Annotated in this window: 19 protein-coding genes; 1 reads left to right on the forward strand and 18 read right to left on the reverse strand. The window is 58.1% G+C overall.

Annotated features, from left to right (window positions below; translation table 11 throughout):
- Positions 1–3: 3 nt before the first annotated feature.
- From carB to pyrR, 5 genes are all read right to left on the reverse strand, one after another.
- On the reverse strand, positions 4–3,345 hold the full coding sequence (carB, locus tag CEPID_RS06635; protein ID WP_047240300.1) for a carbamoyl-phosphate synthase large subunit: 3,342 nt from the start codon (positions 3,343–3,345) through the stop codon (positions 4–6).
- 28 nt (positions 3,346–3,373) lie between these two features.
- On the reverse strand, positions 3,374–4,525 hold the full coding sequence (gene carA / locus CEPID_RS06640) for a glutamine-hydrolyzing carbamoyl-phosphate synthase small subunit (protein ID WP_236684218.1): 1,152 nt from the start codon (positions 4,523–4,525) through the stop codon (positions 3,374–3,376).
- A 63-nt stretch (positions 4,526–4,588) separates the two neighbouring features.
- Positions 4,589–5,941 carry a dihydroorotase gene (locus CEPID_RS06645; RefSeq protein ID WP_047240302.1) on the reverse strand — a complete coding sequence of 451 codons (1,353 nt, stop codon included), beginning with the start codon at positions 5,939–5,941 and terminating at the stop codon, positions 4,589–4,591.
- Positions 5,942–5,947: 6 nt separating this feature from the next.
- Entirely contained in the window at positions 5,948–6,868 is a 921-nt protein-coding gene (locus tag CEPID_RS06650) for an aspartate carbamoyltransferase catalytic subunit (protein ID WP_047240303.1), read from the reverse strand.
- A gap of 23 nt (positions 6,869–6,891) precedes the next feature.
- Positions 6,892–7,458: a bifunctional pyr operon transcriptional regulator/uracil phosphoribosyltransferase PyrR gene (gene pyrR / locus CEPID_RS06655; protein ID WP_047240304.1), complete on the reverse strand. Its 567-nt coding sequence runs from the start codon at positions 7,456–7,458 to the stop codon at positions 6,892–6,894.
- 141 nt (positions 7,459–7,599) lie between these two features.
- Between pyrR and CEPID_RS06660 the strand changes: the two genes are divergently transcribed.
- Complete coding sequence (locus tag CEPID_RS06660) at positions 7,600–8,949, forward strand: TIGR01777 family oxidoreductase (protein ID WP_047240305.1); 1,350 nt, start codon at positions 7,600–7,602, stop codon at positions 8,947–8,949.
- Here the strand turns inward: CEPID_RS06660 and CEPID_RS06665 are convergent.
- From CEPID_RS06665 to alaS, 13 genes are all read right to left on the reverse strand, one after another.
- Positions 8,946–9,794: a PPK2 family polyphosphate kinase gene (locus CEPID_RS06665; RefSeq protein ID WP_047240306.1), complete on the reverse strand. Its 849-nt coding sequence runs from the start codon at positions 9,792–9,794 to the stop codon at positions 8,946–8,948. The two genes, CEPID_RS06660 and CEPID_RS06665, sit on opposite strands and share 4 nt — an antisense overlap.
- A 112-nt stretch (positions 9,795–9,906) precedes the next feature.
- Positions 9,907–10,428: a transcription antitermination factor NusB gene (gene nusB / locus CEPID_RS06670; RefSeq protein ID WP_047240307.1), complete on the reverse strand. Its 522-nt coding sequence runs from the start codon at positions 10,426–10,428 to the stop codon at positions 9,907–9,909.
- Positions 10,429–10,430: 2 nt separating this feature from the next.
- Positions 10,431–10,994, reverse strand: coding sequence for an elongation factor P (efp, locus tag CEPID_RS06675; protein WP_047240308.1), 564 nt, complete (start codon positions 10,992–10,994; stop codon positions 10,431–10,433).
- Between the two features lie 47 nt (positions 10,995–11,041).
- Positions 11,042–12,136, reverse strand: coding sequence for an aminopeptidase P family protein (locus CEPID_RS06680; protein ID WP_047240309.1), 1,095 nt, complete (start codon positions 12,134–12,136; stop codon positions 11,042–11,044).
- Between the two features lie 2 nt (positions 12,137–12,138).
- The gene (gene aroQ / locus CEPID_RS06685; protein ID WP_047240310.1) at positions 12,139–12,576 is read right to left on the reverse strand and encodes a type II 3-dehydroquinate dehydratase; all 438 of its coding nucleotides are present in this window, start codon (positions 12,574–12,576) and stop codon (positions 12,139–12,141) included.
- Positions 12,573–13,592 (reverse strand): 3-dehydroquinate synthase, encoded by a 1,020-nt coding sequence (aroB, locus tag CEPID_RS06690; protein ID WP_047240311.1) that lies wholly within the window; start codon positions 13,590–13,592, stop codon positions 12,573–12,575. The genes aroQ and aroB overlap by 4 nt, the downstream gene beginning before the upstream one ends.
- A 17-nt stretch (positions 13,593–13,609) precedes the next feature.
- Positions 13,610–14,131 carry a shikimate kinase gene (locus CEPID_RS06695; protein WP_047240312.1) on the reverse strand — a complete coding sequence of 174 codons (522 nt, stop codon included), beginning with the start codon at positions 14,129–14,131 and terminating at the stop codon, positions 13,610–13,612.
- Complete coding sequence (aroC, locus tag CEPID_RS06700; protein WP_047240313.1) at positions 14,132–15,334, reverse strand: chorismate synthase; 1,203 nt, start codon at positions 15,332–15,334, stop codon at positions 14,132–14,134.
- Positions 15,335–15,356: 22 nt separating this feature from the next.
- Positions 15,357–15,797, reverse strand: coding sequence for a prepilin peptidase (locus CEPID_RS06705; protein ID WP_047240314.1), 441 nt, complete (start codon positions 15,795–15,797; stop codon positions 15,357–15,359).
- Between the two features lie 5 nt (positions 15,798–15,802).
- A complete protein-coding gene (locus CEPID_RS06710) occupies positions 15,803–16,564 on the reverse strand; it encodes a shikimate dehydrogenase (protein ID WP_047240315.1) in 762 nt (253 codons plus the stop codon).
- A 28-nt stretch (positions 16,565–16,592) separates the two neighbouring features.
- Positions 16,593–17,738: an endolytic transglycosylase MltG gene (mltG, locus tag CEPID_RS06715; RefSeq protein WP_083984508.1), complete on the reverse strand. Its 1,146-nt coding sequence runs from the start codon at positions 17,736–17,738 to the stop codon at positions 16,593–16,595.
- Positions 17,739–17,753: 15 nt separating this feature from the next.
- Positions 17,754–18,245 carry a Holliday junction resolvase RuvX gene (ruvX, locus tag CEPID_RS06720; protein WP_047240317.1) on the reverse strand — a complete coding sequence of 164 codons (492 nt, stop codon included), beginning with the start codon at positions 18,243–18,245 and terminating at the stop codon, positions 17,754–17,756.
- Positions 18,246–18,976: 731 nt separating this feature from the next.
- Positions 18,977–21,643 carry an alanine--tRNA ligase gene (alaS, locus tag CEPID_RS06725; RefSeq protein WP_047240318.1) on the reverse strand — a complete coding sequence of 889 codons (2,667 nt, stop codon included), beginning with the start codon at positions 21,641–21,643 and terminating at the stop codon, positions 18,977–18,979.
- Positions 21,644–21,651: the final 8 nt, after the last annotated feature.

Below are 21,651 nucleotides of genomic sequence, written 5' to 3' on the forward strand. Positions count from 1 at the left end.
GATCTAGCCCTTCACTCCGTGGTCAAGCTCCTGTAGCGCACGAACCCCAAGCTCACCGGCTCGAAGCGCTTCAATGCCTTGCACCGCGGCAGTAGCTCCCTGGACGGTAGTGACCAGCGCGATACCTGCGTTGATCGCTGCAGCGCGGATCTCGTAACCATCAGCGATTGCACCAGAGTCACCCGCTGGAGTGTTGAGAATCATGTCCACTTTACCGGCGTTGATGAGGTCAACGATCGAGGTTGCGCCATCCAGCTCGGCTGCCTCAGAACGCTTGAGCACTGTCTCACACGACACGCCATTGCGTCGCAGCATGCCGGCAGTACCAGAGGTGGCCAGGATTTTGAATCCCAAGGAAGCCAGGCGCTGAATTGGGAAGATCAGGGTCCGCTTGTCGCGGTTTGCCACGGACACGAAGATGGTGCCGTCGGTAGGCAATTCGCCGAAAGCAGCAGCTTCTGCCTTGTTGTAAGCCGCGCCAAAGTTGTCCGCGAGGCCCATCACTTCACCCGTAGACTTCATTTCTGGGCCGAGCAGAGAATCGAGCATGCTTCCGTCCGGACGGCGGAAGCGGTTAAACGGCAACACAGCCTCTTTCACGGCGATCGGAGCGTCGAGAGGCAAGGAGCCACCGTCGTGGTCCGAAGGAATCATGCCTTCTGCTCGCAGTTCAGCAATGGTTGCCCCGAGCGCGATGCGAGCGGCCGCCTTCGCCAGTGGGACGCCAGTTGCCTTGGAGACGAATGGCACGGTGCGGGAGGCGCGTGGGTTCGCTTCAATGACGTAGAGAATATCGTCTTTGAGAGCAAACTGAACGTTCATCAAGCCCTGCACGCCGATACCGTGGGCCAGTGCTTCAGCGGATGAGCGCACCTTGTCGATATCTTCGGCGCCCAATGTCATCGGAGGCAGCGCACAAGCCGAGTCGCCGGAGTGGATACCAGCCTCCTCAATGTGCTCCATGACACCAGCGAGGTAGACATCGTCGCCGTCGCACAGGACGTCAACATCAATTTCGATTGCGTTGTCCAGGAAGCGGTCCACCAGCACTGGGTGGTCGGAAGTGATCTCGGTGGCTCGCTCGATGTAGGACTTCAGCGACGTCTCGTCGTAGACAATCTCCATCCCTCGGCCGCCCAAGACATAGGACGGCCGCACGAGAACTGGGTAGCCGATCGAATTAGCTACCGCGCGTGCTTCCTCAAAGGAGGTGGCCGTACCGAACGCAGGTGCCGGGAGCTGCGCCTTGCGGAGCACCTCACCGAACTCACCACGATCTTCAGCCAGGTCAATTGCTTCAGGGCTGGTGCCGACGACCGGAACCCCAGCATCGCGCAGCTTAGCAGCCAAACCGAGTGGGGTCTGGCCACCCAGCTGCACGATGACACCAGCTACCGTGCCGGACTGAGACTCGGCATGGTAGACCTCCATGACGTCTTCAAAGGTTAGTGGCTCAAAGTACAGGCGGTCAGCTGTGTCGTAGTCAGTAGACACAGTCTCTGGGTTGCAGTTCACCATGACGGTTTCGTAGCCAACACGAGACAGCTCGAGAGCTGCGTGTACACAGGAGTAGTCGAACTCGATGCCCTGGCCAATACGGTTTGGGCCGGAGCCCAGGATGATGACCTTCTCGCGTTCGGTTTGTGGCGCCACCTCAGATTCTGCATCTGGGTCGAGCTCATAAGCCGAGTAGTGGTAAGGCGTCTTAGCTTCAAACTCCGCGGCACACGTGTCCACCGTCTTAAACACCGGGCGGATACCCAGTGACCAACGCAACCGGCGGATGCCGTCTTCGCCGGCGAATTCTGGCCGGAGCGCGGCAATCTGGCGGTCGGACAACCCCATGAACTTCGCTTCGCGCAGCAGCTCTTCGGAAAGCACCGGCGCATCGATCAGGGTCTGGCGGAAGTCGACGAGAGCCTTAAGCTCATAGAGGAACCATGGGTCAATACCGGAGGCTTCATATACCTCATCTACCGAAGCGCCGAGGCGGAGAGCCAACTCGGCGTCGTACAGGCGCCCTTCTGTGGGGCGTCGCAGGTCTTCGAGCACAGCCTTGACGTCGGTGGCGCGCTCCCCGGCGAAGGCCTCATCAGGCACGGTCCAGAAGCCGGCCTGCTTGTTCTCGAGCGAGCGCATGACCTTTCCGAGCGCTGCGATGTAGTTACGGCCAAGCGCCATAGCTTCACCGACGGATTTCATGGTGGTGGTCAGCGTGTCATCGGCGCCGACAAACTTTTCGAAAGCAAAGCGCGGAGCCTTGACTACCACGTAGTCCAGGGTCGGTTCGAACGCGGCCGGGGTGACCCCGGTGATGTCGTTGGTGATCTCGTCCAAGGTGTAACCGATGGCCAGTTTCGCGGCAATCTTAGCGATAGGGAAACCAGTGGCCTTCGACGCCAAAGCGGAGGAACGGGAGACGCGCGGGTTCATCTCGATGGTGATGATGCGCCCATCTTTCGGGTTGATGGCGAACTGAATATTGCAACCACCGGTGTCCACACCGACCTCGCGGATAATGGCAATGCCCTGGTCACGCATCGTTTGGAATTCGCGGTCGGTCAGCGTCATCGACGGCGCCACAGTCACAGAGTCACCGGTATGCACGCCGAGTGCGTCCACGTTCTCGATGGAACAGACGACCACGACGTTGTCGTTGCCATCACGCATGAGTTCGAGCTCAAACTCTTTCCAGCCGAGGATTGATTCTTCGATGAGCACATTTGCCTCAGGGGACGCGGCAAGACCACCACCCGCGATGCGCTCGAGGTCTTCGTTATTGTAAGCCAGACCGGAGCCCAGGCCACCCATCGTGAAGGAGGGACGAACGACAACGGGCAAACCGAGCTCTGCGACGGTCTCGTGAACTTCCTCCATGTTGTGGCAGACCCGAGAACGAGCGGACTCGCCGCCGATCTTGGCCACGATGTCCTTGAACATCTGGCGGTCTTCACCACGCTGAATAGCTGGAATATCCGCGCCGATCAGCTCAACGCCGTACTTTTCCAACGAACCGCGACGGTCAAGTTGAATCGCTGCGTTGAGAGCGGTTTGGCCACCGAGGGTAGCCAGTACCGCATCGATGGGGTGCCCCTGAGCAATTTCCTTTTCAAAAATCTTCTCGATGTATTCCGGCTGAATCGGCTCCACGTAGGTGTGGTCAGCGAACTCAGGGTCGGTCATGATGGTGGCCGGATTCGAGTTAATGAGGGTCACACGCAGACCCTCCTCTTTCAGCACACGGCACGCCTGGGTGCCGGAGTAGTCAAACTCACACGCCTGACCGATAACAATCGGGCCAGAGCCGATGACCAGGACGTGCTTAATATCGTTGCGCTTTGGCATGTTCTAGGTACCTTTCCGGGTCACTCGGTTACTTGGCGGAGTTAAGCAGGTTGAAGAATTGATCGAACAGGTCGTTCGCATCGTGCGGTCCAGCAGCAGACTCAGGATGGTACTGCACGGAGAATGCCCGGCCGTTCTTGAGAGCAACACCTTCTACGGTGCCGTCGTTCAGACAGGTGTGTGTGACGTGTGCTGCGCCAAACTCGGTGTCGAATTCCATGCCGGCCTCCCCTTCCAGGGCGAAGCCGTGGTTTTGGGAGGTGATGTAGATCGTATTGGTAGTGTGATCCAGTACTGGGATGTTGATGCCACGGTGGCCGAACTTCATCTTGTACGTATTCAGCCCCAGCGCACGGCCGAGGATCTGGTTGCCGAAGCAAATACCGAAAAGCGGCAGGTCAGCGCGCAGAATGTCCTTAACTACCGCGACCATTTCATCAGCTGTTGCTGGGTCTCCCGGACCATTGGAGATGAATACTCCATCCGGGTTGAATTGCTCGATCTCCGCCAGCGGGGTGTTAGCTGGCACCACGACGGTCTTAATGCCACGCTTCGCAAAATTGCGTGGGGTGTTTGACTTAATTCCCATGTCGTAAGCGACGACGGTGAATTTAGTGTCGCCATCCGCCTCAATGACATAGGGCTTATCGACGCTTACCTCGCTGGCCAAGTCAGCGCCGGCCATCGATGGCTGCGCCTTGACGATCTCCACCAGTTCTTCCTTTGGCTTGAGCGCATCATCACCGGCAAAAATACCCGCGGAAATTGAACCGTGGTTGCGCAGGTGACGGACCAAGCTACGGGTGTCTACGCCTGAGATACCGATGATGCCCTGCTTTTCCATTTCGGCGGCCAAGCTGGAGCTGGCGCGCCAGTTGGAGACGGTGTGGGATAGATCCCGAATTACCAGACCAGCTACCCAAATCTTGTCGGCGGCGTTCTCGTTGTCTTCGGTGTTCCAACCGGTATTGCCGATTTGTGGAGCTGCCGCCACGACAATCTGGCGGTGGTAGGACGGATCCGTCATGGTTTCCTGGTAGCCGGTCATTGCCGTGGTGAAGACTGCTTCACCCAGGTTGGAACCGGTGGCTCCGAAGCCGAAGCCGCGGAAGGTGCGACCATCAGCGAGGACAAGAATCGCCGGGACTCGGCCGGTGGAGAGTTGGTCACTGTTGTGCACTGTGGGTATTGCCTTTCGGGAGAAATCTACAAGATGTTTAAGGTCGAGCTTAAATGTGTATGCCTAATTACGTGGGCTGGCAGCTACGCCATCGACACAAGTGAGGTGTCCGCGCAATATTGTGTGCGTGACCTTGGTATGGAACTCCATACCTTCATAGGGGTTGTTTTCCGACTTCGAATCGAACTGAGCAGCCTGCGCTGTCCACGTGTAGTCTGGATCGATCAACGTCAGGTTCGCGGGCTCTCCGACTGCAATCGGCCGGCCGTGGCCAGGAAGCCGGACGATGTCCGCCGGGCGCTCCGACATTACTTTGGCTACCCAGCGCCACGAAGCCAAGCCACTTCGCACAAAGGTGTCGGCGATAACCGCCAACGATGTTTCCAGGCCAAGCATGCCAGGGCGTGCTCGGTCGAATTCAACGCACTTTTCTTCGGAGCCGTGCGGGGCGTGGTCGGTGGCTACGCAGTCGATGATGCCGTCGAGGAGGGCTTGGCGCAGAGCCATCGTGTCGCGTTGTTCGCGTAGCGGCGGGTTGACTCGCAGTACGCCATCGTAGGATTCCAACAGCTCGTCGGTAAGCACGAGGTGGTGTGGGGTGACCTCGGCGGTAAGCGGAATACCTTTTTCCTTGGCGATCTTAATAAGTTCGACGGAGCCTTCGGTGGACGTGTGACAGATGTGGAGACGCGCACCATAGTCCCGCGTGAGCAGCGCATCGCGAGCGACGACAGCTTCTTCAGCAGCCCGAGGCCAGCCACGAAGGCCGAGACGTCCGGCGACTTCGCCTTCGTGGGCCACTGCCCCATCGGTGAGGTCAATGTCTTCGCAGTGCTGTGCTAGGAGAACATCGATTCCCTTGGCGTATTCGATGGCGCGACGCATAATTTGTGCGTTGTGCACGCACTTTCCGTCATCTGAGAACATGCGCACTTTGGCACCGGAACGGGCCATCATGCCGAACTCCGTGAGTTCCTTACCCTCCAGGCCTTTCGTAATGGAGCCCACCGGGTGGACATCACACAACCCAATGCTTTGGCCTTTCGCCCACACGGATTCGGCAATCGTCGGCTGGTCCAATACGGGGTTCGTGTTAGCCATGGTAAACACAGCGGTGAAGCCGCCCTTCGCGGCTGCCGCGGAACCGGTAGCAATGGTTTCCGTGTCTTCTCGGCCGGGTTCGCGTAGGTGGACGTGCATATCGACGAGCCCTGGTAGCAATACCTTTCCAGCTGCGTCAATAACTTGATCGGCGGTCTCGGGGCAGTCCGATCCTATTGCCGAGATGACGCCATTTTCGATAAATAGGCTCGTTGGCTCACCTTCACCGTAAGGCCGGACGTTGGTCAGCAACAATGACTCAGCGCTTGCTGGGGAAAGCTGACCGGTAGCGGGGAAAGCTGGTGTTTGACTCATGTTCTTCTAGGCTCCGATCAAGGTGGTAAACAAAACGGCCATTCGCACGTGCACACCATTGCTCACCTGCTGCAACACTGCTGTCTGTGGTGCGTCGGCTACGTGGTAGTTGATTTCCATGCCACGCAACATCGGTCCCGGGTGCATCACGATGGTGTGCTCCTGCAGGGAAGCTAGTCGTTGCTTTGAAAGGCCATAGAGCGTCGCGTATTCGCGGTGGGACGGGAAGAAACCGCCCTTCATGCGTTCCTGTTGCACGCGCAGCATCATCACTACATCGGCGTTGACGATGGCAGAATCCATGTCGTAGGTGTATGTGACCGGCCAGTTTTCCACGCCGAACGGCAACAGTGTTGGGGGCGCCACGAGCGTGACTTGCGCACCCAAGGTGGTGAGCAAGTCTACGTTGGATCGCACCACACGGGAGTGCAAGCAGTCACCCACGATGGCTACCTTCAGCCCTTCGACGCGTCCCAGGCGCTGACGCATGGTTACGGCGTCGAGTAGTGCTTGGGTCGGGTGTTGGTGGGCACCATCACCGGCATTGATGATGGAAGGTCCATCCGGTCCCAACCACTGCGCAACCTGCTTTGCTGCGCCGGAGCTCGGGTGTCGCATCACAATCGCGTCCGCACCAATAGCGGCCAGTGTTGCGGCGGTGTCTTTGAGCGACTCTCCCTTCTTCACGGAGGAACTCGACGCCGAGACGTTGATTACGTCTGCGCTCATCCACTTTCCCGCGGTTTCAAACGAAGAGCGCGTTCGGGTGGAGTTTTCATAGAACATGGTGAAGATCGTGCGGCCGCGAAGGGTCGGCAGCTTCTTCAGTTCGCGACCGGTTAGTGTGTCGCGGAATTTGTCCGCCTCATCCATCAGCCCGATAATCTCGTCTTTGCTGAGATCTGCGATTGACAAGAGATGTTTCATTGTCTGTTTCTTCGCCTTTACGGTTAGTTCTCTCGAGTGATGGTCACGGCATCGCGACCGTCGATTTCCTGCAGATAAACCCGTACGTCTTCGCCACGGGAGGTAGGAATGTTCTTACCGACATAGTCAGCGCGAATCGGCAACTGACGATGTCCGCGATCCACCAAGGCAGCCAGTTGAATCATCTCGGGGCGTCCCTCATCGCGCAAAGCATCGAGCGCGGCTCGGATAGTGCGGCCGGAGAACAACACGTCGTCGACAAGCACGACCGTGGCACCGTCGAGCGGGACGTCGGGTAGGACAGTGGGTTTGAGGGCGCGGTGCCCGCCGGAACGCAGGTCATCACGGTATAGCGTGATGTCGAGCGAACCCGTCGGAACATTGACGCCGGAAAAGTCGTGGATTTTTGCGCTGAGACGCTCAGCTAGGGGGACGCCGCCTGACGGAATTCCGAGCAGAATCACGGAACTATTTCCTGGGGCATCCAGGGCAGTCTTTTCAATAATCTGGTGCGCGATGCGCGCGATAGTGCGCCCAACATCGGCTGCCGAAAGCAGTTCGATCTCGGTTGACGTATCGTTTTCGCTCATCGTGACCTCCTTCCCCGCCTCTCTGTGCGGACCATTAAAGGATGTCGAACAATGTGAACACCCCTATGCTAGCAAACTTTAGGACACAACCGATAGGATCGCTTCAGACCACGAAACCTTCTCACTCAAGGCGCATCGCATATGAGCTTCAGCACCACGCATTTTGTCCCATTCCCCCGCGAGGACGTCTGGGAGTGGCACACTCGCGCGGGCGCGGTTACTCGTCTAACACCCCCGTTTGCGCACATGTACCCGGTCAGCGTGACCGACTCCTTGGCCAGGGGCACCACCACTTTCGCTCTCCCCGGCGGGTTGCGCTGGGTGGCACGCCACGACCTGACCGGCTACCGCGAAGGGCACAACTTTGTCGACGTCTGTGTCAGCGCACCCATCAAGAAGTTTGCTGGCTGGCGTCACCAACACAGCTTTAGCGACGCCCCCGGAGGCACACTCATTACCGACACCGTCACCACTCGTGTCCCTTCGGCTACAGTACGATCGCTGTTCGCCTATCGTCAGCACCAACTTCTAGGCGACCTGGCCACAATTGATTCACTTACTCCCCTGCTAGGTGCCGAATCAACACCCCCGGTAGTAGCTCTTACCGGCTCCCGTGGCCTCGTTGGCCGCTCACTCATGGCCTTCCTGCAGACGATGGGGATAACAGTAATTCAACTCGTTCGCAGCAAGCCGAAGCCTGGCCAGCGACTGTGGGATCCACATCGTCCCGACCGCGATTTGCTCGCCGGGGTGGACGCGCTGATCCACCTCGCCGGGGAGCCGATCTTTGGCCGATTTAGTGAGAGCCACAAGCAGGCAATATATGAATCTCGGGTGCGGCCTACCTCCGAGCTCGCCCGGCTGGTGTCACAGTCGCCGACCTGCAAGAGTTTCATCGTCGCTTCCGCAATTGGCTATTACGGCCCAACAGTTACAGCAACTGCTCCCGCCGCCGAAGACCACCCCAAGGGCAGTGGGTTCTTGGCTGAAGTGGTTGCCGACTGGGAAGCAGCAGCAGCCGAGGTACAGGCACGGGTGGTGCACGTGCGCACCGGTGTCGTGCTCAGTGGCAGAGGTGGTCTGCTCCCCGTCTTTAAGACACTTTTTTCAGCCGGGTTGGGCGGAACCCTGGGTTCCGGCACCCAGAACTTGTCCTGGATTGCAATCGACGACCTGGTGGGGATCTACACCCGTGCCTTGCTGGACCCATCCTGGCGTGGTCCAATCAACGCTGTCGCACCACATCCAGTTACGAACGCGGAATTCAGCAAAATAATCGCCGGACAACTGCGCCGGCCATCTTTTATCCCAATCCCCACGCTGGGCCCTCGCATCTTGTTAGGAAGCGAAGGCACCCGCGAATTGGTGCTGGCCGATCAAATAATCAGCCCGAGTTTTCTCGCCAATGCCGGATTTAATTTCCGTTACCCGGAACTCACCCCGGCACTCGCTCACGAACTCGGCGGCGAAGAACTACTCGAAAAGGTCTAGGAGTTTCGGACGCGTTCCAGTTCTGCAGCCACATCAAAATCTGCCTCGGGCCAGTGCAGGTCCATGGAACGAAGCGCGTCAAGCAACAGATACTTCACTACCATGCGGGCATAGGGCTTGTTATCACTTGGCACTACATACCAGGGGGCTTGGTCGGTGGTCGTCCGCTGAATCGCGATTTCGTATGCCGTTTGGTAGTCATCCCACAGCTGTCGTTCATTGACGTCACCGGGGTTGTATTTCCAGTGCTTTTCGGGATTCTCCAACCGCTCGATGAGGTTTTCCTTCTGGAATTCCTTGCTGATATGTAGCATGACCTTGATTATCCGCGTACCGCTTTCGACGAGACGCTGCTCAAAATCGACAATCGCTTGATAGCGACGTTCGATCTCCTCCGCGCTGGAGAGCTGGTGCACGCGATGGACCAGCACGTCCTCATAATGCGAGCGGTCGAAGATACCGACCACTCCTGCCTCCGGCAACGCTTTTTCCACCCGCCACAGGAAATCATGACTCTTTTCTTCTTCGGTTGGCACCCCGAAGGACGCAATATGGATGCCTTGCGGATCCAAGCCAGCCAGGGTGTGCTTGACAGCGCCACCCTTGCCAGAGGTATCCATTCCCTGCAATACGATCAGGACATTGCCCGGATCATTGCCCGCGCGCTTGTTGGCGTACAACAGCTCTTGAAGATCAGCAACCTCGTCTTCGATCTTCGCGGTGGCTTTTTCAATATCTTTGCTACTGCCACTTATTCCAGGCGTGGAAGCCGGATCGATAGCTGCCAAGTCAACCTCGGGGCCGACAGCGAGGGCGCGTGCTTCTGCAATACTAAAATGGCTCATGGGACCATTGTAGTGATATAGCTAACTGATTCTTCGAAGGCCAACAAAAAAGACGCCATCGGCCAGCAATTCTGGATCCGATGGCGCCTTGAAGTAGCCGTGTTGTTACGAGCTAGCCTTCTACCTCCTCGCTGTGTGCCGCTTCTTCGCCAGCTGCGGGTTCATTGCTGGCTACGGCCTTTTTCAGCTCGTCGCGCTGCGAGAGGACGTCGTCAAGCACGGCGTTGATGTATGGCGGTGCAACATCCGTCGAGTATTGCGCGGCAAGCTCCACACCTTCGACGACGGCGGTCTTTGGTGGCACGTCGTCATTGTAGAGCAGTTCCCAGACGGAAAGTCGCAGGATCGCGCGGTCGACAGCCGGGATCCGCTCGAGCGTCCAGTCTTCGGCGAGCTTCGCGGAGATGGCTTCGTCGATCTCGTCGAGATGTTCGGCTACACCAGACACGATTTCACGGGTGTAGGGAGCAACCGGGGCTACGGGAGGTTCGGGAAGCCGGGCAAGCTCTACTCGATCAGCTACCACTGCTACGGGATCAACATCCCGGACTTCGGCTTCAAACAGGATGTCCACAGCACGGCGACGCGCCTTGAAGCGCGAGCCGTGTCGCTTTAATGAATCTCGATTGCCCACGGTTAGCCGTTGACGCGAGACAGGTAGGAACCGTCGCGGGTATCTACCTTGACCACATTGCCGGTCTCGATGAACAGTGGCACCTGGATCTCAGCGCCGGTTTCCAGGGTTGCCGGCTTGGTGCCACCGGTGGAACGGTCGCCCTGCAGGCCTGGATCGGTGTGTTCGATCTTCAGGTCAACGGAGATTGGCAGTTCAGCGAATAGTGGCTCGCCCTCGTGGAAGGACACCTGAACAACCATGTTTTCGAGCAGGAACTTAGCACCGTCACCCATGAGGTGCGGAGCAAGCTCGACCTGGTCGAAGGTCTTGGCATCCATGAGAACGTAGGAGGTGCCGTCAAAGTACAGGTAGGTCATGTCGCGACGGTCAACGGTAGCGGTCTCAACCTTCACACCTGCGTTGAAGGTCTTATCGATGATCTTGCCCGAGACCACATCCTTGAGCTTGGTGCGGACGAATGCAGGGCCCTTGCCCGGCTTGACGTGCTGGAACTCGATGATTTGCTGAAGCTTACCTTCCATCTTCAGCACGAGACCGTTTTTGAAATCAGCGGTGGTTGCCACGCTTGTGTTTCTCCCTACTTACCGAACTTGAACTTAGCCGTTTCATACTACACTATGGTCAATTCCTTGCTCATAATGGTAATGATCTCAGGCGCGCCGTCAGTAATCAGTAACGAATCTTCGATGCGCACGCCACCCCGACCAGGAACATAAATCCCCGGCTCGATCGTCAACGTCATGCCCGCAGCCAGCACGCCAGTTCCGGTCTGCGCCGCATACGGTGCCTCGTGGACATCCAAACCCAACCCATGGCCGGTAGAATGCACGAAGTACTCGCCGTAGCCGGCCGCCTCGATGATGTCTCGGCAGGCCTTATCGACGTCAACGAGCTGCGTGCCTGGTGTTGCCGCGGCCACGCCAGCCAGCTGGGCCTCCAGCACCACTTGGTAAATCTCGGCGGCGAATTCATCGGCGTGCCCCATGACGAAGGTACGCGTCATGTCAGAGTTGAAACCACGATCATGTGCACCGAAGTCAATGGTTACGAGGTCACCTGCGGTTATCACTCGATCTGAAGCCCCATGGTGTGGCTTAGCGGAATTAGGGCCGGAAGCCACGATGGTGTCAAAGCTCGGCCGTTCCGCTCCGAGCTTGCGCATCCGGTATTCCAAGTCGGCAGCCACGTCGATCTCGCGTCGCCCAACAGCTAGTTCACCAGCGGTCAACAGATCGTCTAGCGCCGTTGTTGCCAGAGCTGCCACATCGCGCAAACGCTGCTGGCTCAGGTTGTCCTTGACCAACCGAAGTTTCTCAATGACACCACTGACGGGCACCAACTGTACGTCTTCCGGCGCGGCGGCCTGCAGCTTCTCAAGTTGAGTGACGGAGAGGTAGTCTGCTTCAAACCCCACTCGACGTGGCCCCTGGACAGTCCCCAAGAGGGCAACTGCGCTGTTTCGCTCGATCAGAGCCTCGATATCAGGCACTTCGGTAGCGATCTGTGTAGTGTAACGACCATCCGTGCAGATTCGCGCTGTGAGATCCTTATTTACTAACAAGGCCGCATTGGACCCGGAAAAGTTCGACAGATAGCGCACGTGAGTGAGGTGCGTGACCAAAATAGCGTCGAGACGTTGCGCTGCGATGGCGGACGCTAAGGCACGGCGGCGGTTGCTAAAGCGAGTGTCTGCAAAGCTTGTCATTGTTATGCTCCTTCACGTGCTACGGTCGCCCGCAGCGCAAGTTCGTACCCTTGAATCCCTAAGCCTACGATGACCCCCCGCGCCAGCGGGCTGAGATAGCTGTGTGCTCGGAACGGTTCACGAGCATGCACATTGGAAATATGGACCTCGATGAACCCAGCACCCCCAGCTACCTCGGCCAACGCGTCACGTAACGCGACCGAGGTGTGTGTGAACCCGCCCGGGTTAATAATGATCGGCCACCCGGCGTCGGCAGCCTCATGAACCCAATCGATCAGCTGGCCCTCGTGGTTGCTTTGGCGGCACTCGATGTCCACACCCAGCTCGGTGGCCAGCCGTTCGATACCAGTACAGACATCTTCGAGGGTGGTGGCACCATAGATCTCCGGCTCGCGCTTGCCCAGGCGGTTCAAATTCGGGCCATTGAGTACCAGAATCATCGTCCATTCCCCTCTCTCGAAATCGCTGCGTAGGCCGCCTGTAGCTCGGCTATGCTGGGTCCGGAGATCCGGGTGGTCTCACCCACGGCCGTGAGTGCGACAAAGCGGATGTGGCCGTCGCGGTTCTTCTTATCCAGCTGCATGGCGGCCAATAGGTCGTCGAAAAGCCCAAGCCGGTAGGTCACTGGTAGTCCAGCTTTGGTGAGTAACTCACGTTGCAGGTCGACTACCTCGCTGGCCAATATTCCGCGTGCGTGGGCTAGCTCAGCTTCGAACATCATGCCCACCGCGACTGCGTTGCCGTGGCGCCAGGAGTAGTTTTCGACCTTTTCGATGGCGTGGCCGAAGGTGTGGCCGTAGTTGAGGACTTCCCGCTCTCCGGCCTCTTTCAAATCCGCCGAGACGACCTTGGCTTTGACTGAGATCGCGCGGGCGATAAGTTCCTCGATTGCATCAGTACCCTGAGCAGCAAACACCCGAAGGATTTCCGGATCCGCGATGAAACCAGCCTTGATGATCTCAGCCATACCCGAGATGTACTCGGCTTCCGGCAGGGTATCCAAATAGTTCAGCTCAACGAAAACTGCCTCTGGCTCATGGAAGCTGCCAACGAGATTCTTCCCAGCAGGAGTGTTAATGCCCGTCTTTCCCCCAACTGCAGCATCAACCATGCCGAGCAACGAGGTAGGCACGTGAATGACCGGGATCCCCCGCATCCACGTAGCAGCAGCGAAGCCAGCGAGATCGGTGGCAGCTCCCCCGCCCAGAGAGACGATGACGTCCCTGCGCCCAAACTCCAGCTCGGCGAGCCGATCCCAGACAGCGGAAAGCACCTGAACGGACTTGCCTTCCTCGGCATCCGGCACCACGAACTCCGGAAGATCAGCCATGCCGGGCAACTGTGGTTGGCGGACCAGAAGTGCCTTGCGATCACCGATCTGCGTCACGATGCGTTCGGTCAGGTCGCGTCCTATGTGCACCTCGTACGGGCTGGCGGCGGTCACCGAGATCTGCATCGTTTTCCTTTTCCCAATTAGTTATGCGTTTCCAAATAGGATAGAACCTCAGCGACCACTTGTTGTGGAGTTCGGTTACTTGTTTTTGCCCGGAAGCTCGCTACCTCCCGATAAAGGGGGTTCCGGTCCTGCAACAGCTGCAGGTAATGCGCTTGGCGATCATCACTATCCAACACCGGGCGATTGCTTCCCGACGTCCGCTGCACCCCATCTTCCGCCGATACATCCAGCCAAATGACCTGGTGATCGTCTAGGAGCTCTCTAGTGTGCTCGGTCAAAACCGCACCGCCACCCAAGCTGACGACACCGGGGCTGGCCAGCGCCTGTTCCACACAAGCCGCCTCGACCTCGCGAAACTTCTGCTCGCCGAGATGCGCAAAAACGTCGCCACAGGGCTCGCCAAATTGTTGCGCGATCAAGTCGTCTGAATCCACCACTTCTACGGCTAGCGCTCGCGCTAATCGACGAGCAATCGTCGTTTTTCCTGCCCCGGGAGGGCCCACCAACACGGCCACTGGGCTCTGTGCAGGTTCCGTCATCTAAAACTCCAACCGTTGTTCCACGGCAGCAAGATATCCTGCGATGTTTCGCTTTGTTTCTTCGAGGCTATCGCCGCCAAATTTCGCCAGCACTGCGCGGGCTAATACCAATGCGACCATGGCTTCTGCGACCACTCCGGCTGCGGGTACTGCACATACATCGCTGCGTTGATGAATTGCGTTAGCAGCATCTCCCGATGCCATGTCGATGGTGCGCAATGCGCGCGGCACAGTAGAGATGGGCTTCATCGCGGCGCGGACTACCAAAGCTTCCCCATTCGTCATGCCACCTTCCAAGCCACCAGCACGATTGCTCAAACGCTTGACTTGGCCGTCTTCTCGCATGATCTGATCGTGTGCCTGGGAACCACGCAGGCGCGCTTGCGCGAAACCATCGCCGATCTCTACACCCTTGATAGCTTGGATACCCATCAACGCGGACGCTAGTTGGGCGTCGAGTCTTAGGTCCCCAGCCACATGCGTACCCAAGCCGACTGGTAGCCCGTGGACCACGATTTCTACGACACCACCAAGGGTATCGCCAGCCTTCTTCGCAGCATCGATCTCTGCCACCATGGCAGCCTCAGCATCCTTGCCAAACGCCCGAACGGGTGAAGCATCAATCGCTTCTGCGTCGTCGATAGTAGGCAACGGCCCCGCGTATGGCTCTGAGGCACCAATCGAGATGACATGAGAGACCACATGGACTCCCAATGCCTCGACGAGGAAATTGCGGGCCAAAGTTGCCGCGGCCACCCGAGCTGCAGTTTCACGAGCGGAAGCGCGCTCGAGCACATTGCGGGCATCATCAAAGTCGTACTTCAACATGCCGGAATAGTCAGCATGTCCCGGCCGAGGGCGCGTCAAGCGAGCGCCACGGCCAGAAGCAAATGCAGCCTCAATCTCTGGGTCCGCCTGATCAACAGGGTCCGCGGACATGATCGTGGTCCACTTTGGCCATTCGGTATTGCCGATCATGATGGCCACGGGACTGCCGAGTGTCTTACCCAGACGCACGCCGCTGAGCAGCGTGACTTCGTCGGCCTCAAACTTCATTCGGGCACCACGACCATAGCCAAGACGGCGACGTGCCAATTGTTTGGCGACCTCAACGCTGGACAGTGATACACCCGCCGGCATGTTTTCCACCATGGCGATGAGTGCTTGACCGTGCGATTCCCCTGCTGTTGTCCATTGAAGCATGTGGTCATTGTCGCATAAGTGGCTAAGCCAAAGACACAAAAACCCCCTTTAGGTAGGCCCCCGACTCAAGATCACCCACAAAACTAGGCGCCAGAAAGGTAGCGACGAGCATCGAGGGCCCATGGGGCAAACGCCTCCGACGAGTAACCACGCCTATGAGCACTGTCGTCACGCTCGCCAATGTGACCGCGCACCACCAGACCACCAAACCGTGCGAGGCAGCGACCACCCCCAAGCTCAACGCAAGTTTTACATCCCCACCACCGGTGCGCCCCAGCAAGTAGAGAGCCGCCCACCCCACACCTCCGGCCACCGTCCACGGACAATTCACTGCAGCTAGGGCAATTGTTATCATCGCGGCTGGTACAGTCAGCCAGTTGGGCAGGCGCTGAAAGCAAACGTCATAGCCACACAGTGCCGTGGCCCAGACAATGATCCCCGAAAATAAAAGTGTCTCCCCCACGCTGGTTAGTGTATCCGCAACGCCTCCTCCAACGCAGCGAACATCTCCGCCTGTGGGGCCCTCTTGCCAGTAAACAACTCGAACTGAGCGAAAGCTTGATGCGCCAGCATGATGTGCCCACCCACGGCCTGGGGGGCCCGACGGACCAATTCGGTGGGCCAGGGGTCGTAGATCACATCGAACACTGGCGCATGCGGAATTAAATCCGGTAGCGACCGAGACGGCACAGTGTTGATGATGAGGTCACCGTCCAGGTCGCCAGCGTCCAGCGGCTGCCAAGTAATCTCGACATCAGCGACCTCAGCTAGTTCGGCAGCGCGATCAGTACGGTTATGCACGTTGATCTTGCTGACACCTAACTGCGACAGGGCCCAAACCACTGCTCGCGCCGTGCCACCTGCACCCAACAGCGTCACTTCGCGAAACTCCCCGCCAAGCTCCGCCAATGCACCCAAGACGCCGAGGCCATCGGTGTTGTCAGCCAGCCAGCCGTCGTCAAGGCGCACCAGGGTGTTCGCCGAACCGATCGCACGCGCCCGATCTGTGGCCCGATCTGCAAACGCGAGGGCGGCGAACTTGCCTGGCATCGTGACAGAAAAACCCGCGTGATCTGCGTGCTTTGCAACGAGCCCCGGCAACTCCTCCGCGGTGCATTCAATTGCGTGATATCGCCAGTCGAGTCCAAGAGCAGCGTAGCCTGCGTTATGCAAAACGGGTGACAACGAATGGCTGATGGGACTGCCGAGGACTGCCGCGAGCTGCGTCATTGGTTCTTCCTTTTGGAGCGAGGTCGGCCTAACGAGCGCTATCAAGCACACCGTTGTCAATGGAACGCTGGGTGTCACGCTGATGCGCCTCGAAATCGCGGTTAAACACCGTCGTCCCTTGCTTGTCGATTGTCACAAAGAATAGCCAGTCGCCAGCGGCTGGATTCTCCATGGACTTGAGGGCCTTCTCCGAGGCAGAGGCAATGGGAGTCTCCGGCAGTCCGTCCTTGGCGTAGGTGTTCCACGGGGTAACGCGCTTGCGATCCTCATCGCGGGTGGCAACCTCCTGCTCGGGCAGGCCGTAGTTGACCGTGGAATCGAATTCCAGCCGCATAGGTTCCTTCAAGCGGTTCAGGATCACGCGCGCAACCTTGTCGAAGTCGCCAGCTGGTGCTTCCCGTTCCACCAGGGAAGCTGCGGTGAGCACCTCGTACGGGGTCAAACCCACAGCCTGTGCACGAGCAACAATGTCAGTCTTGGCGTATTGCTCCGCAGAACGAGTCACCAAATCCTTGAGGATGCTCTGCGCATCGTGCTCCGGATTGATCACGTACTGACCCGGTGCAATTAAGCCTTCCAGGCGCTTCGGATCATTTCCGCGCTTATTGACTGCTTCCAATGCCCACTGTGGAACACCCAGGCTTACCGGATCCGCTGTGGACGCCACACGTTCAAGATCTGCTACTTTAACGCACTTACTGCCGTTCTTGCAGGTAACCTGCTCAATCGAGGAGTAAATTCCCTTCCGGGTTTGGCCACCGATCACGCGGACGTCGGAAAGCGTTTGCCCGCCTGGGATCTGCAGCAATTCAACTGCGTTCTTTGGATCCACCAGCGCAGCAACCGCGGACTCGGCGCTCATGCCTTCTTGTAAGCGATAGAAGCCGGGCTTTACCGACGCCGCCTTGGAGTTCGCTCCCGCTGCCTTTTGGAAAGCCGCATTGGACTTGACCACGCCTTTGTCCACCAGGGTTGGGCCCAGCTCGGAAACTGTAGAGCCTTCCGAAATCTCCACCATCACCGAATTGCCGTTGCCAGCACCCGAATAGTCGCCTGGTCCTGGAGGGTTCGCGCGCATGTAGCCCACCGTAATGACGGAGCCAATCATCAGCAACAATGCTGCTACAAGTACCGCCAGGCCGCGCTCCCGGCGCTTGCGGTACTTAGGTTCCATTCGACGCTGCATTGCTTAGCCTTTCGCGAGATTGGTATTTCGTGTGTCTAGCCAGGTTTGCAGAATTTCTACGGCAGCCACTTGGTCAATGATGTGTCTGGAATTCTTCGTCGTCCGCCCCGCCGCATGCAGCGAGTTCATCGCGGCGACCGTGGTCAGGCGTTCATCTGCCATCCGGACCGGGAAATTGCCACCCATACGACGGTTGATGCGGAACGCGATTTCTTTAGCATGTTTTACGCTCACCGAGCCGTTTCCTTTAAGGTCGCGCGGCAAACCGACGACTACCTCAACGATCTCGTTTTCCTCAATGAGTTCGATGAGCCTGTCAATATCACCCTTATCCCGGTCCTTTAAACCAGTTTCGCGACACACAGTCTCAAGGGGCATCGCCAGCGTAGCCATGCGATCGGAATAGGCCACACCAATGCGGGCGGTACCTACGTCCACACCAAGACGACGCCCAGGGCCTGGGTCGTTCTCGCCGGGAATGTCGGGTTCTACCACGTCACGCTGTCCTCTCCCTCATCGCTTTATTCAACCTAACTGTTTTTCCAGGGCTTCGGGGAGACTACGCCCCGCGTGTCATGGACTTTTTGAAGATCTCGGAGCCACTACGCGAATTAATACGAGCTGTTGAACGCAATGACAGCTATATCGTCGAATTGTGCGGGAATTGATACCGCGAAGTTGAGGTCGGTGCCATTAGCTCGTGATACTTGGCCACACCAAAGCAGCACTAACTTACCCAAAAGTGGCCCTTGAGTGCGGTGAAATTCGCCGCAGGGACTTCCGTGACTCCGCGCCGACGGCAACCCTCTTGGTGGCACCACCCAACTTTCGCCGATTGCCTTGAGATTGCCCAAAATGAGGCGCATTCCGTGGCTACTTGGGGTAAGTAAAGAAAAGTGTGTCTCTGCTGCGTGATTTCCGCAGCGTTGTGGGCCTGAAGCCAGTGTTTACTGTTGTCTGGGAGCCGTAGCCCGCTCGATGTCGTCCCTTCGGTGTAGTCGGACTACCGCTGTGGGATTTTATTCATTAAAAAACGCTGCTCTACGTAGTCGGACTACGCCGAAGCGACGACATAGCACTTATGCAGCACACCCGCACCGCCGACGACACACCGACCGGACACACTGTTATTGGCTTAACCCGCAAAGGCACTTATCGCAACAAAACAAGACCCCGACCCACCAAGAATGGCGAGCCGGGGTAGACAATGCCCTTAGGCGCTAGAGTTACAGCTTTTCCAGCTCGGACTTGACTGCCTCGAAACCTGCAGCGAGACCGTTCGCGTTAGTACCGGAACCTTGAGCCATATCTGGCTTTCCACCGCCACGGCCATTCACGAACTCGCCAACGACCTTGACTAGGTCACCGGACTTCACTCCTCGGCTCACCGCAGCAGGCGTAGCAGCAACGATATATGGTGCCTTTTCGCCGTCTTGGACGCCGAGGACGATAACAGCCGCCGAACCCGCAAGCTTGTCTTTCATCTCGGTAGCAATCGTGCGCAGGTCAGACGCTGCTACACCTGCGGGCAGTTGCGCGGCCACGACGCGGAATCCATTCACGTCGTGCGCGGCTTCCACATATTTCATGGACTTCGCAGCCAATTCGCGACGACGCAAATCTGACAGTTCCTTCTCCGCTTGCTTAAGCTTCTCACTCAGCTGCGCGATGCGTTCTGGAAGTTCCTCGGTCGGTGCCTTCATGCTCGCCGCTAGTCCAGCTGCCAAAGCCCGCTCCTTCGAGAGGTATTGGAAACTATCCAAGCCCGAGTACGCCTCAATGCGACGCACACCCGAACCCACAGAGGACTCGCCCAGAACCGCGATCGGACCGACCTGCGCGGCATGATCGACGTGCGTGCCGCCACACAGTTCCATGGAGAACGGGCCACCAATTTCGACGAGGCGCACGCGGGAGCCGTAGTTTTCACCAAAGAGAGCCATCGCACCCATGGCCTTGGCCTCATCAAGCGACGTCTCGATCGTATTTACTTGCCAGTCGGTATCGACCGCCTGGTTCGCAATGTATTCGATTTCCTTCAGCTGCTCCGGGGTCAGCGCCTCTGTGTAGTTGAAGTCGAATCGCAGGTATCCCGGCTTGTTCATCGAACCGGCCTGCACGGCCGTTGGGCCGAGAACCTGACGCAAGGCTGCATGGATCAGGTGCGTTCCGGTGTGCGCTTGGCGAGCCGCGTGTCGCCACTGCTTATCGACGCTAGCGGTGACACTGTGTCCGATGGCGAGGTCGCCCCCTTCGACAACCGCCTTATGCACCCAAAGCTTCTTGCCGATTTTCTGCACGTCGTTGACGACCAGGCGGGCGTCACCTGCGACGATCAAGCCACGGTCGCCGAGCTGGCCACCTGCCTCTGCATACATCGGGGTGACATCCAAAATCACTTCGACTTCTTGGCCGGCAGTGGCCACAGAGAGCTTTTCGCCACCTGCAACCATGCCCAAGACCTTGGCTTCGCTTTCTAGGTTGTCGTAACCAACAAAGTCTGTGGGGTGCTCGTCCACCCATTCACGGTAGATGCTGAGGTCGGTGTGGCCATGCTTCTTCGCTTGGGAGTCTGCCTTAGCGCGTGCCTTTTGTTCGGCCATCAGGGAGTGGAAGCCGGCTTCATCGACCTTAAGTCCGGCCTCGGCGGCCATTTCGAGAGTGAGGTCGATGGGGAATCCGTAAGTATCGTGCAGCGCAAACGCTTCTGCGCCGTTGAGCTCAGTGCCTCCGGCAGCTTTCACTGCTGCCGCGGCGTCGTCGAAAAGCTTGGTGCCGGACTCGAGGGTACGCAGGAAGGCCTTTTCTTCGTTGATCGCAACGTTGAGGATGCGTTCGCGGGACCCAGCGATCTCTGGGTAAGACGGGGTCATCGTGTCCATGATCGTGTTCATGAACTGGGCCATCGTCTCCCCCTGTGCTCCGAGGAGACGCGCGGAGCGGATGATGCGGCGCAGCAGTCGTCGCAAGATGTAGCCACGTCCTTCATTGCCGGGGGTAACGCCGTCGAGGATGAGCATCATTGCGGTGCGGGAGTGATCGGCGATGACGCGGAATCGAATGTTGTTTTGTGCGTCAGTGCCGTAGGTTGCACCAGTGAGCTGTTCAGCGATGTCGATGACTGGGCGCAACAAATCGGTCTCGTAGACATTATCTACGCCTTGGAGCAGGCAGGCGATGCGCTCCACGCCCATGCCGGTGTCGATGTTCTTCTTCGGCAGCGGGCCGATGATCTCGAAGTTGTCTTTGCCGATGCCTTCGCCTCGTTCATTCTCCATGAACACCAGGTTCCACACTTCGAGGTAGCGGTTGTCATCGGCAATCGGACCGCCGTCTTTTCCGTACTCCGGGCCACGGTCGTAATAGATTTCGGAGCAGGGTCCGCACGGCCCTGGCACGCCCATCGACCAATAGTTATCGGCCATGCCTAGGCGCTGAATGCGCTCAGCTGGGACGCCGACTTGCTTTTCCCAGATCTCGGCAGCTTCATCGTCATCGAGGTAGACGGTGACCCACAGTCGCTCTGGGTCGAAACCGTAACCACCCTCGGAGATGGGGTTCGTCAACAGGCTCCATGCGTGCTTGATGGCGCCTTCTTTGAAGTACTGGCCGAAGGAAAAGTTACCTGCCATCTGGAAGAAGGTGTTGTGTCGGGTCGTGATACCCACTTCTTCGATGTCGAGGGTACGCACGCACTTTTGAATCGACGTCGCCGTGCCGTTCGGAAACGGTGGGTTTTGTTGCCCAAGGAAGTAAGGCTTAAAAGGAACCATACCGGCGTTAACAAACAGCAGGTTGGGGTCATCCAGGATCAACGATGCGCTAGGTACCGCGGTGTGCCCGGCGTTGACGAAGTGCTGAGTGAAGCGTTCCCGAATTTCATGGGTCTGCACGAGGGCGT

This window comes from Corynebacterium epidermidicanis, assembly GCF_001021025.1.
Taxonomy (GTDB): Bacteria; Actinomycetota; Actinomycetes; order Mycobacteriales; family Mycobacteriaceae; genus Corynebacterium; species Corynebacterium epidermidicanis.

Coding starts and splice junctions, on each gene's coding strand:
- CEPID_RS06680 (WP_047240309.1), bottom strand. CDS start 12,136: ATGACAAGCTTTGCAGACACTCGCTTTAGCAACCGCCGCCGTGCCTTA.
- CEPID_RS06710 (WP_047240315.1), bottom strand. CDS start 16,564: ATGACGCAGCTCGCGGCAGTCCTCGGCAGTCCCATCAGCCATTCGTTG.
- aroC (WP_047240313.1), bottom strand. CDS start 15,334: ATGCTTCAATGGACAACAGCAGGGGAATCGCACGGTCAAGCACTCATC.
- CEPID_RS06660 (WP_047240305.1), top strand. CDS start 7,600: ATGAGCTTCAGCACCACGCATTTTGTCCCATTCCCCCGCGAGGACGTC.
- pyrR (WP_047240304.1), bottom strand. CDS start 7,458: ATGAGCGAAAACGATACGTCAACCGAGATCGAACTGCTTTCGGCAGCC.
- CEPID_RS06645 (WP_047240302.1), bottom strand. CDS start 5,941: ATGAGTCAAACACCAGCTTTCCCCGCTACCGGTCAGCTTTCCCCAGCA.
- carB (WP_047240300.1), bottom strand. CDS start 3,345: ATGCCAAAGCGCAACGATATTAAGCACGTCCTGGTCATCGGCTCTGGC.
- CEPID_RS06665 (WP_047240306.1), bottom strand. CDS start 9,794: ATGAGCCATTTTAGTATTGCAGAAGCACGCGCCCTCGCTGTCGGCCCC.
- CEPID_RS06695 (WP_047240312.1), bottom strand. CDS start 14,131: ATGACGGAACCTGCACAGAGCCCAGTGGCCGTGTTGGTGGGCCCTCCC.
- CEPID_RS06650 (WP_047240303.1), bottom strand. CDS start 6,868: ATGAAACATCTCTTGTCAATCGCAGATCTCAGCAAAGACGAGATTATC.
- mltG (WP_083984508.1), bottom strand. CDS start 17,738: ATGGAACCTAAGTACCGCAAGCGCCGGGAGCGCGGCCTGGCGGTACTT.
- aroB (WP_047240311.1), bottom strand. CDS start 13,592: ATGCAGATCTCGGTGACCGCCGCCAGCCCGTACGAGGTGCACATAGGA.
- aroQ (WP_047240310.1), bottom strand. CDS start 12,576: ATGATTCTGGTACTCAATGGCCCGAATTTGAACCGCCTGGGCAAGCGC.